Here is a 14934-nt window from a genome sequence, read left to right as displayed (position 1 = left end):
ACAAAAGTACCTATATTATAGCAAAGAGGAGAACCAAATGGCTCTCCTCTGTCCTACCCTTATTGATTCGTAACCTCTTCGATAATGGCAATTGTCATTTCTGCAAGCTTGTATAATTCCTCAATAGGCATACGTTCATTGGTTGTATGAATATCTTCATAACCAACAGCAAGGTTTACAGTTGGGATGTTAAAGCCAGCTATGACATTTGCGTCACTTCCGCCGCCGCTATGCTGCAATTCACAGCTGCGGCCAATTTTCCCTGCCGCTTTGCGTGCGATTTCAACTACCAAATCACCTTCGCCAAATTTAAAACCTGGGTACATGACCTCAATTTCCACTTCCGCTCTTCCGCCCATTTCAGCCGCAACCGTTTCAAAGGCTGCTCTCATTTTGGCAGCTTGTGCTTCCATTTTTTCTGGGATCAGTGAACGCGCTTCTGCTAAAATATCAACACGGTCGCAAACGATATTTGTTTGAGTACCACCCTCGAACCGGCCGATATTTGCAGTGGTTTCGGAGTCAATTCTGCCTAATGGCATTTTCGCAATCGATTTCGCAGCAATCGTAATCGCGGAAACCCCTTTTTCTGGTGCAACACCAGCATGAGCCGTTTTACCGTAGATAACAGCTTTTATCTTAGCCTGTGTCGGAGCTGCAACCACGATGTTCCCTACTAACCCGTCACTGTCTAACGCATAACCATACTTTGCTTTCAATAACGAAGAATCAAGAGCCTTAGCACCGACAAGACCAGATTCTTCTCCAACTGTGATGACAAATTGAATCATCCCGTGAGGAATATTCTGCTCTTTTAAAACGCGGATGGTTTCAAGCATAACCGATAATCCAGTTTTATCATCTGCACCTAAAATCGTTGTTCCATCCGTAACCACATAGCCGTCTTTAATCGATGGCTTCACACCTCTTGCTGGAACGACTGTATCCATATGAGAAGTGAAATAAATAGGATCTACGCCTTCTTTAGTCGCAGCAAGGGTACAAACTAAGTTTCCTGCTCCATGACCTGTTACAGCCGTTGTATCGTCTTCAAACACATCAAGACCTAAATCGGTAAACTTTTGTTTTAGCACTTTCGCAATTTCTGTTTCGAATTTTGTTTCTGAATCAATTTGGACAAGCTCTAAAAATTCATTCAAAAGACGCTCATGATTAATCATCAGAATAGACCTCCGTTTTATGTACTGACTACTACATGTCGAGCTCCAGCGACCAACGACTAGTGAACTTCCCTCTCCTCCTTACGATAAGTCAACATCGAATCGCTATCGCTTCTTCGTGTTTTCTTTATCTCGTTCGGAGCGGTCCAGTTCATACGTCGCTAAACGGTCGCTTCTGCTTTTCTCAGTATACTCCTTCATAAACCTGTCTTCAAATGATTGCTTTAAAGTGGGATATTCCCGTGTTTCTTGAACGGTCTGGATTCTTTTTTGTTTCGCAGCATTTCTAATGCTTGAATAATCTTTATTCTCGTTTCACGCGGGTCAATCACATCATCGACCATCCCTCTGCTGGCAGCGACATATGGATTGGCAAACTTTTCACGATATTCTTCAATCTTTTGTTGCCTCACTTGTTCAGGATTTTCACTATTTTGAATCTCTTTAGCAAATATGATATTTGCCGCACCCTGTGGACCCATTACAGCAATCTCAGCATTTGGCCAGGCAAAGACTAAATCTGCACCGATGGACTTGCTATTAAGTGCTACATACGCCCCTCCATAAGCTTTTCTTGTGATCACTGTCAGTTTTGGAACTGTCGCTTCTGAATAAGCATATAAGATCTTGGCTCCATGTCGAATAATGCCTCCATGCTCCTGTTTTACTCCTGGGAAGAAACCAGTAACATCTTCAAATGTAATAATCGGAATATTAAACGAATCACAGGTGCGGATAAATCTCGCAGCCTTGTCAGATGAATTGATGTCAAGCCCGCCAGCCATAACCTTTGGCTGATTGCAAACTAACCCGACAGTTTCACCTTTGATACGCGCAAAGCCTACTACGATATTTTTTGCAAAATTCTTTTGAATTTCCATAAAAGAGTCTGCATCTGCTACTTGTTCAATTACCTTTCGAACATCATAGGGACGAATCGCGTCAAATGGAATTACGTCAGTTAAGTCCGGACGATAATCATTTTCATCTTCGACCGCAAGCCTTGGAGGCTTTTCTTCATTATTTTGCGGAAGATAGCTTAGTAGTTTTCGAACCTCTTCTAATACCTCCTGCTCAGAAGGAGATTCAAAATGAGCATTCCCGCTAATGCTATTATGCACATGGGCTCCACCAAGGTCTTCTGCTGAGATCTTCTCACCTGTTACGGTTTCAATTACTTTTGGACCTGTAATAAACATTTGACTTGTTTTTTCAACCATAAAGACGAAATCGGTTATCGCTGGTGAATAGACGGCTCCACCGGCACAAGGTCCCATAATAACAGATATTTGTGGAATTACTCCTGAATAAATGGCATTACGGTAAAAAATATGACCGTACCCGTCTAGTGAGACAACACCTTCTTGGATTCGTGCCCCGCCGGAATCATTTAAGCCGACAAACGGTGTACCGCTTTTAGCCGCTAAATCCATGACATTAGCGATTTTTTTAGCATGCATTTCCCCAAGAGCCCCACCAAATACCGTAAAATCCTGAGAAAATAAGTAGATTGGCCTACCGTTTACTTTCCCATAACCGGTTACAACACCGTCGCCAGGTCCTTTCTGTTCATCAAGACCAAAGTCGTTAGTTCTGTGCTCGATAAATGGACTTAATTCTACGAATGTTCCTTTATCTACTAAAATCTCAATTCTTTCTCTTGCCGTTAATTTTCCCTTTTCATGCTGCTTCTCAATTCTTTCGTCTCCGCCCCCTAGTTCAACTTCCCGGCGCTTATCATATAATTCATTAATTTTTTCATAGATGTCTATCATTACCTCTTCACCCCTTCTTTTCGCAAAGCTCTACCAGAACTCCTGAAGCTGACTTAGGATGCATGAAGGCTATATGAGCTCCACCGGCACCAAGTCTTGGTTCTGAATCAATCATCGTAATTCCCTTTTCATTCATTTCCTGGATTCTCTCTTCAATAGAATCAACGCCAAGGGCAACATGGTGTATCCCCTCACCACGTTTTTCGATATATTTGGCAATTGGACTTTCCTCTGACGTTGGCTCAAGAAGCTCAAGCTTGGTTTCCCCAGCCTTCAGAAAAGCCACTCTGACCTTTTGGCTTTCAACCACTTCAATCCCTAATAAAGGAAGATTCAACACCTCAGTATAAAAGGGAAGTGTCGTTTCAAGTGATCGAACAGCGATACCTATGTGATCTACTTTTTTTATCATTTTTACCCCTCTGTTTTTCAAAATTTTAATAGTTTCGACAATTACCTTATTCGCTAAAAAATTCATAATTCCTTCCCAAATTGAGATGTTGTTCCATTGTTCATTTAGGCTTTTCCCTGTAGAATATAGATAAAGCATATTATTAAAAGGGGGAACCCACATTGTCTAAGAAGAAAACGAGAAAAATTGTAGTATATTTAATGTTATTTGCTATGTTAGCCTCAACACTGCTAATCGGGATCGCTCAATTCATTTAATAAAAAAATAGCAAAGGGACTGTTCCGCGAAGGAACAGTCCCTTTTAATGTCTATTGAATGGCTCCAATTTCTTTTGCGAGCAATTCAAAAGGCTTATTAGTAGAGGTAACAAGAATTTTTGTCCCGAGAGGAATCATTGGGTAAAGAGATGTAATTACTTCGTTTTGAGTTCGTATACAACCATTTGAGACATATTTTCCAATTGATGCAGGCTGATTCGTTCCATGTATTCCGTATATCCGTCCATCTGTTCCTTCTGCGTCAAAGCCAATCCATCTGGAACCAAGCGGATTATTAGGATCCCCGCCAGGGATATTCTTTCGGCGATAGTATGGTTCTTCTGCCTTCACAGTTATTGTAAATAAGCCTTCTGGTGTTAACTCTCCTGTCACACCCGTACCAACACTCACTACGGTCTGGACCCTATTATCATCAATTAATGCCATTTCATTTGTTGTTTTATTTACAATAACAAAAGGGTCACCAGGAAGCGGATTTGGTCCTAACGGCCAGAGAGGGGAAATAAAAAAAGCAAACAGGATTGGTGATAGTATTTTAATCATGAAATCCACCTGCCATTTTTTCCTTAGTTTGCTTCGATTTTCCTTGAATTATTCCATTTCGATGTTTTAAAGGAACTTTTAATGATGAGATATTCATTCATCTCTTTTACTAATTGAAGCAGTGCAGCACGGACTTCAAATTCCTCCCTTGTTTTCGGTAGCTCCATTTCTTCAAATTCCGTTTTCATTTCTTTTAATTTACCAAGATAAATATGCGCTGTGTTTCCCGGGCGGATATTTTCGGATAATTCCTCGAGAAATTCGGCAATCATTTTTCCTTGGGGCAGTGTCACTGTAAGTGAAGTAACAATCGGTAGCACCCTTTCGATAATTTCAAATTGCTTTTCTCTCATTTTAAAATAATGAAAATAGTCATTTTCTTCTCTTAAAAAATGATTTTCTACATCTCGATAGGCGAAAGACTTTGCTTCTTCGAGCAATTTTGCCGTTTCAGTAATTTCTTTTCCAGACCAATCACTTTCCCCTGTTCTTAGATAAGAAACCATTTCACAGAAGATAACTTTAAAGGTTTCCTCGATTCTCAATTGATAGTGTTTTAATTTATCATCCGCACTCGGCATGTATAAATTAATCAAAAGCGCAACACCAATCCCGATGATAATAACCCCCAGTTCATTAAGAAAAAGATCAACGGATAACTTGTTCGCCATATATATATGTAAGACAATGACACTGCTGGTAACGATTCCATCGTTAGCTCTAAACATCACAACGGTTGGGATAAAAAATAATAGCATGACTCCAATGACGATTGGATGGTAGCCGATGACTTCAAAAAATATGCTTGAAAATAGCATGGCTAAAACACAAGCTAAAAATCGATCCCATGACGCCCTTAAAGACTTTCTTTTCGTAACCTTGATACATAAAATCGTTAATATACCTGCTGAGGCAAAGTTGTCTAATCCAAGCTGTTGAGCGATTAAGATAGAGATCGCAGTCCCTAAAGCCGTTTTAATTGTCCGATACCCGATTTTGTATTTCATTAGCATTTGCATTTCTCCCCAATAAAAAAAGATGATCAACTTTGACCATCTTTAGCTTATCCCTTTTATAGCATTTTTTGCAAGAAATCTTGTGCACGCTGGCTTTTAGGACGGGTAAAAAACTCTTGTGGTTTAGCATCTTCCACAAGTACACCGCCATCAAGGAAAAGAACCCGATCTGCTACTTCCCGTGCAAATCCCATTTCGTGCGTTACAATAGCCATCGTCATCCCTGTATGGGCAAGGGATTTCATTACTTCTAAAACTTCTTTCACCATCTCAGGGTCAAGTGCTGAGGTTGGTTCATCAAAGAGCATAACCTCTGGTTCCATTGCCAATGCTCTTGCGATTGCAACCCGTTGCTTTTGTCCTCCAGATAATCTTGTCGGATATTCATTTGCTTTTTCTGATAAACCGACTCTATCTAATAGGTCATAGGCAATTTTTTCTGCTTCAGCATTTGATAAACCTTTTACCTTTATCGGTGCATAAGTGAGATTTTGTAAAACGGTTTTATGCGGAAAAAGATGAAAATGTTGAAAAACCATTCCCACATTCTGCCGTACTTTCAAAATGTTTGTCTTCTTATCCGTTACGTCTTGGCCCCCTACTAAAATTCTTCCGCTTGTTGGGTTTTCAAGGAGATTCATGCAGCGCAGGAAGGTAGATTTACCAGAACCAGAGGGTCCAATAATTGCAACCACTTCTCCTGCCTCGATTGTCGTGGAGATCCCTTTTAATACTTCAAGCTTGCCATAATTTTTATACAAATTCTCTACCTTAATCACTGCGTCTCATTCTCCTTTCAACTGCTTTTCCTAAGAAGGTCAGGATAACGACCATAACGTAATAAATAAGTCCAGCTATTAATAATGGTTCGAAGAATGAATAATTTTCTGCCCCTACCTGATAAGAACGGCGCATAATATCCATTACCCCAATTGTCGTAACAATTGCCGATTCCTTTGTTAAGGTAATAAATTCGTTCATTAATGCAGGCAGGATATTTTTAAGTGCTTGAGGCATTATGATATCCCACATCATTTTTGTATAAGGCACACCAAGGGCCATTGCTGCTTCCTGCTGTCCTTTATCAATTGCCTGGATCCCTGCTCTAATAATCTCAGATATGTAAGCACCCGAATTAAGGGCAAAGGATAATATAGCAGCTGTATAAGGTTCAATTTGATAACCGATCAACTGTGGCGAACCATAATAAATCAACATCAGTTGTAAAACTAATGGGGTACCACGAAAAATTGAAGTATAAGCGTCCGCAAACCAGCCGAGAAATTTAAATTTGCTAATTTTAAACAACGAAAGAATAATACCTAAAGCAAATCCTAATATCCCTGCCAAAATGACAATTTTAAGTGTAACGTATATTCCTTCTAAAATGTATGGCATCGAAGGAATGAATTGCGTAAAATCTAAGTTCATTCATCTGCCGTCCTCTCTAAAATAATGAAAAATCAGGAAGACGTTCAGAAGACTTCTGAACGTCTTAGTTGTAGAATTAGTTTTCCCCGCCAAACCATTTAACAATCAATTCTTGTAATTCACCGTTTTCCTTCATGTTTTGAAGCTCTTTGTTAAATTTCTCTGTTAGATCGCTATCCTTTGGAAATGCAATCGCAGATCCTGCTTCTTCAGGGTCATCACTCATTGTGAAGTTCGTTAAATCCGCTTCTTTCTCAAGATAGCCTTTAGCTACTGTGTCTTCAATAATGATAGCGTCAAAACGGCCGGCTTTCAATTCTTGAATAAGCTCTGGGATACGGTTACGATTTTCTACTTTTATTGCTACCGTTTTATTAATTTCTTCTGCTTTACCTTCTTGAATAGAACCCAACTGAACACCAACTGTTTTACCTTCTAAATCTTCTATTGTTGCAATACCACTTTCTTTTTTAGAAATAACCATGTGCTGTGCTGTATAGTAGATATCACTGAAATCTACGTTTTTCTTTCTTTTTTCGGTTGGAGTCATTCCCGCTAATACAAAGTCTGCTTGTCCAGATTTAAGTGACTGAATCAAACCGCCAAAATCCATATCTTTTACTTCAACTTCATAGCCAAGTTTTCCAGCAATTGCATTAGCTAAATCAACATCAAAACCAATAATTTCGTCACTTTTATCTGATTCAATATATTCAAACGGTGCATAATCGGCTGAGGTTGCCATCACTAGTGTCTTATTATCACCTGCATTACCACTTTCACTTTTACCGCAGGCTGCTAATATACCCGCAAATAATATTGTTGTCATGAATAATATAATTGCTTTTTTCATTTTTGTTTTCCTCCTATAATTTTCTGAATAATATTATTAATTTAGTTTGAACTTTTACTAACTTAATACAATAAAAGGTTAATATTTATGCAACGTAATGAATTTTAACACAGGATAAAATAGTTTTGCAAGTATATTTATTTAATTTAATATTATTTTTCTAAAATAATAAAAGCTAACCTCTGATTAAAGAGATTAGCCCTTTTGACTGCAATTTATAGTTCTTCACAGTTTTCTTCGAATTCCTTCTGTAATCTAGCTACCACTGAAGCAGGATCGTAGCCTTCAATTTGGTGTCTTTCAACCATTGAAATAATCTTCCCGTCTTTAAGCAAGGCAAAAGAAGGTGAGGATGGTGGATAACCAGTAAAATAACTACGTGCTTTTTCTGTTGCTTCTTTATCCTGTCCAGCAAAAACGGTAACCAGATTGTCTGGTCGTTTATCATAATGAAGGGCATGAGCCGCTGCTGGACGTGCAATACCACCCGCACAACCGCAAACTGAATTAATCATTACTAAGGTTGTTCCTTTTTGATTTAATGCCTCTTCAACCTCTTCAGGTGTTTTGAGTTCTTTATAACCAGCAGCTACGATTTCTGTGCGCGCCCCCGTCACAACATCGTTCATGAAAAAATTGAAATCCATGCTCATACTTTTCACTCCTAATTTATGTCGATATAACTACATGATAACAGTAAAAATATGTTTTTTTCAAATAATCGTTACTTTTTATTTAGATAGGAATGTATTAAATAGAATTTCTACCGCAGTGGCGGCGGTTTTTTCTCCTGCCATTACTTCATTTTCCAATTGAGGTAGTTTATGTTTTACTTCTGGATGGTGGAAAAAGCTGTAATGGAGCTGATCGGTAATTAGCGAATAAATCCAATCACGCTGCTGCCCTTTTCGTCTTTCTGCAAACACTCCAGAGATTTTTCCTTTATGCTCAAAATCCTTAATTACTTCCCAAACTTCTTTAATTCCTTCTCCTGTTAACGATGAGCAGGAATATGCCTTGGAGGACCACCCTTTAGTTGCTGGCTGGAGAAAGTGCAGGATACGGCTATACTCTTTTCTCGTCTGCTCGGCTTTCTCTTTATTGGATCCATCTGCTTTATGAACTAGAACTGCATCTGCAAGCTCCATGATTCCTTTTTTCATCCCCTGCAATTCATCACCAGCGCCTGTCAGAACGAGAAGCATGAAGAAGTCGACCATGTCTCTGATGATCACTTCATTTTGGCCGACTCCCACGGTTTCGATTAAGATCACGTCAAAACCTGCCGCTTCACAAATCAACATCGCTTCTCTTGTTTTCCGATGCACACCGCCAAGCTTTCCTGCCGTTGGTGAAGGACGGATAAAGGCCAATGGGTTGCGTGACAATTGCTCCATTCGAGTTTTATCGCCAAGGATACTGCCACCCGTGAGACTAGAGCTTGGATCGATTGCAAGGACTGCGACCCGAAGCCCCAGGCTGCAAAGGTACGTTCCAAATGCTTCGATAAAGGTACTTTTTCCTGCACCAGGCACACCGGTAATTCCGATCCGGATTGATTTACCACTGTGCACCAGGAGCTTTTGCAGAAGCTCCTGTGCCCTATGAAAATGCTGTTCTGCATTACTTTCAACCAAAGTAATAGCACGTGCCAGCTGCCCTCTATTTCCTGATAAAACCCCATCCACTAATTCTTCAACTGTAGGTTCGTTAGATTTGCGTTTTTGAAAGACCATGTTTTTTTCGATGGAAGCAGGGTAACCTTCCTGCTCTGTCCCTTTTTTGATTACGGTTGAGAATTTCTCCGGTTCATTTGGGTCGCTCCATTCCGGTTTCATGTCCTCAGCCATCTATTTTCCCACTTCCTCATAGCCAAGCTGATTATAAATTTCCTTGATCACCTTTTGAGCGGCAACTGGGATAATTGTACCCGGACCAAAGATAGCACAAGCACCATTTTCATATAAAAATTGATAATCCTGTGCCGGGATAACACCGCCGATTACAAGTAAAATATCTTCGCGACCAAGCTTTTCCAATTCAGCAGCAAGCTGTGGCAATAATGTCTTATGACCTGCAGCAAGCGAGCTCATCCCAATAACATGAACATCATTTTCAACCGCTTGCATCGCAGTTTCTTCTGGAGTCTGGAACAATGGTCCGATATCAACATCAAATCCTAGGTCGGCAAAGGCAGTAGCAATGACCTTCGCACCACGGTCATGTCCGTCCTGACCCATTTTCGCAATTAGAATTCGTGGTCTTCTTCCTTCGTTCTCAAGGAACTCATCAGTCATCTTTTTCACTTCTGAAATTTCATCTTCATTGGTAAATGCTTTGCTGTATACTCCACTAATCGAGCGAATCACTGCTTTATGCCTGTTTGCCACCTTCTCAATTGCATCGGAAATTTCACCTAATGTTGCCCTCACTCTTGCCGCTTGGACTGCAAGCTCCAACAGGTTCCTTTCTCCTGTTTCTGCAGCCTTTGTTAATGCGGATAAAGCTTCCGCTACCTCGCTGTCATCACGACCAGCTTTTAAGGTAGATAATTTTTCAAGTTGCTTTAAGCGGACTGCCGTGTTATCAATATCTAAAATATCGATGGCATCCTCTTTTTCGAGACGATAACGATTTACTCCAATAATGCTTTCTTTTCCGGAGTCGATTTGGGCTTGTCTTCTTGCTGCTGCCTCTTCAATCCTCATTTTTGGAAGGCCCGTTTCAATTGCTTTCGCCATTCCACCGAGATTTTCAATCTCCTCAATATGTGTCCAAGCCCTTTTCACTAATTCATCGGTAAGCTTTTCAACATAATAGGAACCTGCCCATGGATCAATTACCTTGGTAATTCCTGTTTCTTCTTGTAAAAATAACTGTGTATTCCGGGCAATTCGCGCAGAGAAATCCGTTGGCAGAGCAATCGCTTCGTCCAAAGCATTGGTATGGAGAGACTGAGTGTGCCCCATAGCCGCTGCATGCGCTTCAAGTAAGGTTCTCATTACATTGTTAAATGGATCTTGCTCCGTTAAACTCCAGCCTGATGTTTGAGAATGAGTTCGGAGTGCCATTGATTTCTCGTTTTTCGGTTCAAATGATTTCATCATTTTTGCCCAAATCAACCTGGCGGCCCGCATTTTGGCCACTTCCATAAAATAATTCATTCCAACTGCCCAGAAGAAGGACAAACGCGGCGCAAATTTATCGATGTCAATTCCAGCCTCTAGGCCAGTTCTTACATACTCTAATCCGTCAGCAAGAGTGTATGCTAATTCTAAATCTGCTGGAGCGCCAGCCTCCTGCATATGATAGCCTGAAATACTGATACTATTAAACTTTGGCATATATTTAGATGTGTACTCAAAGATATCCGCAATGATTTTCATCGACATCTCTGGTGGATAGATATAGGTGTTACGGACCATATACTCTTTTAAAATATCATTTTGAATCGTACCGGACAGCTTATCCTGTGTAACTCCCTGTTCTTCTGCCGTAACAATGAAAAAGGCGAGGATTGGTAAAACTGCACCGTTCATGGTCATGGAAACCGACATTTGGTCCAATGGAATTCCATCAAAGAGTGTTTTCATGTCAAGCACAGAATCAATTGCCACCCCGGCTTTACCGACATCGCCAACAACGCGGGGATGGTCAGAATCATAGCCGCGGTGTGTGGCTAAATCAAAGGCAACCGATAAGCCTTTTTGACCCATTGCTAGATTCCGGCGATAGAAGGCATTACTTTCCTCAGCAGTTGAAAATCCAGCATATTGCCGGACAGTCCAAGGACGATTTACATACATGGTCGGATACGGGCCTCGTGTAAATGGCGGGAGACCTGGGAGATCATCTAAATGCTGTATTCCTTCTCTGTCCTCTGATGTATAGAGTGGTTTTAGTTGAATTTGTTCATTGGTCTCAAACAACATTTCGTCAATAGAACCTTCTATCTCTCTATCAACCTGTTCCTGCCATTGTTCTTTTGTCATGGAATCTTGCTCATCAAACAGGGATATATGTTGAAAATCAGGCTTTTGTGAACTCATCTAGTGCCACCTCCATATCTGTAAGAATGGTAGAGAGAACTTCATAGCAATTACTTTTTAAATGTATAAATTGTTTAACTCCCTCTTTTATCCATTGGGGCTGCTGCTCATTTTCTGGCAAACCTGCTAGATAAAAGATTCGATCCAAAAATTCCTGATTTAGGCCAGCAAGAATTTCATGTCCTAACAATTCATATTGATCATTACCACCACATAGGCAGAAATACTTGGTATCCTGATTAAAAATAAATTGTTTAGCCGTTTCCAAAGAAGTTATCGAATCACTTTCGGCAACTGTAAGACCACCAGCAGCCAGAAATCCTTTCATGAAATCCAGTCTTGGTTTGTATTGTTTCAGCTCGCCAAGGCAAATCATTCCAATCTCAGGTTTGTTGCCTAATTTCACTTCAATTCGTTCGCTAATTTTTCGCAGTTCCTCGAAAGGCTTTGATATTCTTGTATTTGTAATTGCCTTAATCTTAATAGTTGAACTAGCATATCTAAAATAGTTGTCAGAGGTTTTTTCTATATCCGGAGCAACTGCCTCTGCAAGATTGGCATATACATTCGTCCCTATAATACTTTGTTTTCTTGTGAAAATATCTTGCTTCCGTTCAGTGTAAACGGAGAATATTTCATCTTGTAGCCAGCCAGATTTTAATACTTCCAGTATGCCGCCTTTTGCTTCAATCTGTTGAAAATACTGCCAAGCCTTTTCAGCAAGCTCAGTTGTCAATGCTTCTACATACCAGGAACCGCCCGCAGGATCGACAACTTTTTGAAGATGTGCTTCTTCCTTTAGAATATTTTGGGTGTTTCTCGCAATTCGTTCTGAAAGATGAGAACTGCCTGAAATATCATCAAAAGCTGTTACGTGTAAGTATTGAACTCCGCCAACAACAGCTGCAAATGCCTCATTACCAGCTCGGAGTATATTTACATGAGGGTCATATACCGTTTTAGTTAAAGAAGAAGTTTCTGCTGCAATCTGCATTCCTCTGTATTTAACTTTGGCTCCGTATACTTTGGTTATTTTATCCCATAGAATCCGAGCAGCTCTCAGTTTTGCCAGCTCCATAAAGAAATTACTGCCGATTGAGAATTGAAAGATCATTTTCGATAGGACTTCCTCAAGCTTCACTTCACTATCAAGTAACTGTTGAAGGTAGAAAGTACCGGTTGCAGCCGCAATTCCAAGCTCCTGAACCGCATTTGCTCCTCCTTGATGATAGGTAGATGTATTGATTAACACTGTCCGTAAATTTGGAAGTTTTTCGTTTGCGTGTTTAACTTCCTCTAGCCATTCATTGAGAAAGTCCTCTGAAAGCATTCCTTCCTCAGCAAACATCGAAATCGGGTCATTTCCCACATATCCTGTAACTTGATTAGCCCCCTTATGTTCTGCCAATGCACCTAGAAATGCAGTTTGCAAACCTTTACTATTAACTGCAAAGGGAAATGTTGCAGGTAAATCCCCTAGTATTTCATCTAAGATGCCTTTTGTTTCAAAAAGAGCCTTAGAAACTTCAAATGATAGTGCCGTCTGTCCCTTTTCAACCGCTTGATGGAGCTTATCTTTCAGCTCACCAACCGTTACATAGGATATTCGCTGCGCTGCCCTCCAGTCATTCGTAACATAACCTAATGGGTAAACACCTCTGCGAAAATCTGAACCTCCAGGATAATCAGGAACATCTTTTTGATCTAGTCTTGAATAAAGCGGTTTCAAAACTATATTCTCATATGTAATGCTTTTAAGTAACTCAATACTTTTGCCTTTTAAAGATTCCTCTGCTTTTACTTCCCAATCATCTTGTGTCTTTAAAGGAAAAGTTTGATCTCGTAAATCATCTAAACTCATATGTTTCCCCCCTAACGATTAAAAAACTTAATATTCTTTAAACTCTATTTTATGACACAATGACAGTACAAGCAATGAAAATAACCGCCGCCATTCAGGCAGCGGTTATTTTCATTAATAGCTCTTGTCTTAGAAAAGAGCCTGCAAGCTAAATTTTTAAGTGCAAAATAACTATTTCCACGTTAATATCGGCTTTAAGATTTTAACAACAATCTTTACGAAGACAGTCTTATTAATAAATGGATGTTGTTGATTTAGATGTATTTTCAAGGATTTCTTTTACTCGTTGTAAGAATCGTCCGCAGACGAGTCCGTCTAATACTCTATGGTCGAGTGACATACATAGGTTTACTATATCACGAACGGCAATCATGTTGTTGTTCATAACGACCGGGCGCTTGACGATTGATTCTACTTGGAGAATCGCTGCTTGTGGATAGTTGATAATTCCCATTGATTGAACTGAGCCAAATGACCCAGTGTTATTGACAGTAAAAGTACCACCCTGCATATCTTCTGAACGAAGTTTTCCTGTCCTGACTTTTCCTGCAAGATCAGTGATTTCGCGGGCAATTCCCTTAATAGTTTTCTCATCCGCATGCTTAATAACCGGAACATACAATGCATCATCTGTTGCAACAGCAATCGAAATATTGATATCTTTCTTCTGGATAATTTTATCTCCAGCCCACATGGAATTAATCTGTGGGAATTCCTTTAATGCCTGCGCCACAGCTTTTACGAAAAAGGCAAAAAACGTTAAATTGAAGCCTTCTTTTTTCTTAAATTCATCCTTTAAGGAATTGCGGTATTCCACAAGATTTGTTGCGTCTACTTCAATCATCGTCCAAGCATGCGGTGCCTCATGCTTACTGCGAAGCATGTTGGCCGCAATCGCTTTACGAATTCCCGTAACTGGTATTTCAATGTCGCCAACTTCAGCGGGGATATTTACTGCAGGAGCAGCTGGATGAGTTGAAGCCGCTGGTACCTTTTCTTGTACAGCTGTTGGTTGAACCTCAGGCTGCTTTGGTGCTTCTTTCAGCGCACCCGCCCTTGGGATATTACCCGATTCAATCAATTTCAATAAATCTTTCCTTGTTATACGGCCGCCAGCACCGGTACCTGTCACCTGTGCTAAATCAATTCCATGTTCTTGAGAAATTTTCAACACGGCAGGTGAGTAGCGAGCTTTGTTTCCTAAATCCGTTGGCGAAACAGCATCTGTTTCAGCTGCTTCTATTTTTTGGTCACTAACCACCACTTCTTCGGTATTGCCGCCTTCGACTTCGATTGTACAAATGATTTCGCCGACTGCTAGTGTATCTCCGTCATTAGCAATTAATTCTTTAATGGTCCCTGCAAAGGAAGAAGGAACTTCCGCATTTACCTTATCTGTCATTACTTCAGCTAATGGATCGTATTTATTAACCTTATCACCAACAGAAACAAGCCACTTTGAGATTGTTCCTTCGGTTACGCTTTCCCCCAACTGAGGCATTTTAATTTGTTCAATAACCAAGATTACGACCTCC

At 40.2% G+C, this 14934-nt stretch carries 14 protein-coding genes; 1 reads left to right on the top strand and 13 read right to left on the bottom strand.

Going from position 1 to position 14934, the window contains the following annotated elements:
- Positions 1-59: 59 nt before the first annotated feature.
- The 3 genes from J2Y03_RS00780 to mce form a co-directional block, all read right to left on the bottom strand.
- Complete coding sequence (locus J2Y03_RS00780) at positions 60-1181, bottom strand: tripeptidase T (protein ID WP_310189886.1); 1122 nt, start codon at positions 1179-1181, stop codon at positions 60-62.
- Positions 1182-1405: 224 nt separating this feature from the next.
- Positions 1406-2956 carry an acyl-CoA carboxylase subunit beta gene (locus tag J2Y03_RS00775; RefSeq protein WP_132089896.1) on the bottom strand — a complete coding sequence of 517 codons (1551 nt, stop codon included), beginning with the start codon at positions 2954-2956 and terminating at the stop codon, positions 1406-1408.
- Positions 2957-2963: 7 nt separating this feature from the next.
- The gene (gene mce, locus J2Y03_RS00770; protein WP_310189884.1) at positions 2964-3368 is read right to left on the bottom strand and encodes a methylmalonyl-CoA epimerase; all 405 of its coding nucleotides are present in this window, start codon (positions 3366-3368) and stop codon (positions 2964-2966) included.
- A gap of 161 nt (positions 3369-3529) precedes the next feature.
- On the opposite strand from mce, the gene prli42 reads away from it, so the two are divergent.
- Positions 3530-3625, top strand: a complete 96-nt coding sequence (prli42, locus tag J2Y03_RS00765) for a stressosome-associated protein Prli42 (RefSeq protein WP_165903066.1) — start codon at positions 3530-3532, stop codon at positions 3623-3625.
- Between the two features lie 51 nt (positions 3626-3676).
- Here the strand turns inward: prli42 and J2Y03_RS00760 are convergent, their stop codons facing one another.
- The 10 genes from J2Y03_RS00760 to J2Y03_RS00715 form a co-directional block, all read right to left on the bottom strand.
- The gene (locus J2Y03_RS00760) at positions 3677-4189 is read right to left on the bottom strand and encodes a L,D-transpeptidase (protein WP_310189882.1); all 513 of its coding nucleotides are present in this window, start codon (positions 4187-4189) and stop codon (positions 3677-3679) included.
- 23 nt (positions 4190-4212) lie between these two features.
- The gene (locus J2Y03_RS00755; protein WP_310191272.1) at positions 4213-5196 is read right to left on the bottom strand and encodes an aromatic acid exporter family protein; all 984 of its coding nucleotides are present in this window, start codon (positions 5194-5196) and stop codon (positions 4213-4215) included.
- A gap of 65 nt (positions 5197-5261) precedes the next feature.
- Positions 5262-5984 carry an amino acid ABC transporter ATP-binding protein gene (locus J2Y03_RS00750; RefSeq protein WP_310189881.1) on the bottom strand — a complete coding sequence of 241 codons (723 nt, stop codon included), beginning with the start codon at positions 5982-5984 and terminating at the stop codon, positions 5262-5264.
- Complete coding sequence (locus J2Y03_RS00745; RefSeq protein ID WP_132089908.1) at positions 5977-6636, bottom strand: amino acid ABC transporter permease; 660 nt, start codon at positions 6634-6636, stop codon at positions 5977-5979. The genes J2Y03_RS00750 and J2Y03_RS00745 overlap by 8 nt, the downstream gene beginning before the upstream one ends.
- 76 nt (positions 6637-6712) lie before the next feature.
- A complete protein-coding gene (locus J2Y03_RS00740) occupies positions 6713-7489 on the bottom strand; it encodes a transporter substrate-binding domain-containing protein (protein WP_310189876.1) in 777 nt (258 codons plus the stop codon).
- A 215-nt stretch (positions 7490-7704) separates the two neighbouring features.
- Positions 7705-8142 carry a BrxA/BrxB family bacilliredoxin gene (locus J2Y03_RS00735; protein WP_310189874.1) on the bottom strand — a complete coding sequence of 146 codons (438 nt, stop codon included), beginning with the start codon at positions 8140-8142 and terminating at the stop codon, positions 7705-7707.
- A gap of 78 nt (positions 8143-8220) precedes the next feature.
- On the bottom strand, positions 8221-9339 hold the full coding sequence (gene meaB, locus J2Y03_RS00730; RefSeq protein ID WP_310189872.1) for a methylmalonyl Co-A mutase-associated GTPase MeaB: 1119 nt from the start codon (positions 9337-9339) through the stop codon (positions 8221-8223).
- Positions 9340-11481 (bottom strand): methylmalonyl-CoA mutase, encoded by a 2142-nt coding sequence (gene scpA, locus J2Y03_RS00725; RefSeq protein ID WP_396954164.1) that lies wholly within the window; start codon positions 11479-11481, stop codon positions 9340-9342. It lies immediately after the preceding gene.
- Between the two features lie 37 nt (positions 11482-11518).
- The gene (locus J2Y03_RS00720; protein ID WP_310189869.1) at positions 11519-13399 is read right to left on the bottom strand and encodes a methylmalonyl-CoA mutase subunit beta; all 1881 of its coding nucleotides are present in this window, start codon (positions 13397-13399) and stop codon (positions 11519-11521) included.
- Positions 13400-13631: 232 nt separating this feature from the next.
- A complete protein-coding gene (locus J2Y03_RS00715; protein ID WP_310189867.1) occupies positions 13632-14921 on the bottom strand; it encodes a dihydrolipoamide acetyltransferase family protein in 1290 nt (429 codons plus the stop codon).
- Positions 14922-14934 lie beyond the last annotated feature (13 nt).

Source organism: Neobacillus niacini (genome assembly GCF_031457145.1).
Classification (GTDB): domain Bacteria; phylum Bacillota; class Bacilli; order Bacillales; family Cytobacillaceae; genus Neobacillus; species Neobacillus niacini_J.
This window is presented reverse-complemented; position numbering and strand designations above follow the sequence as displayed.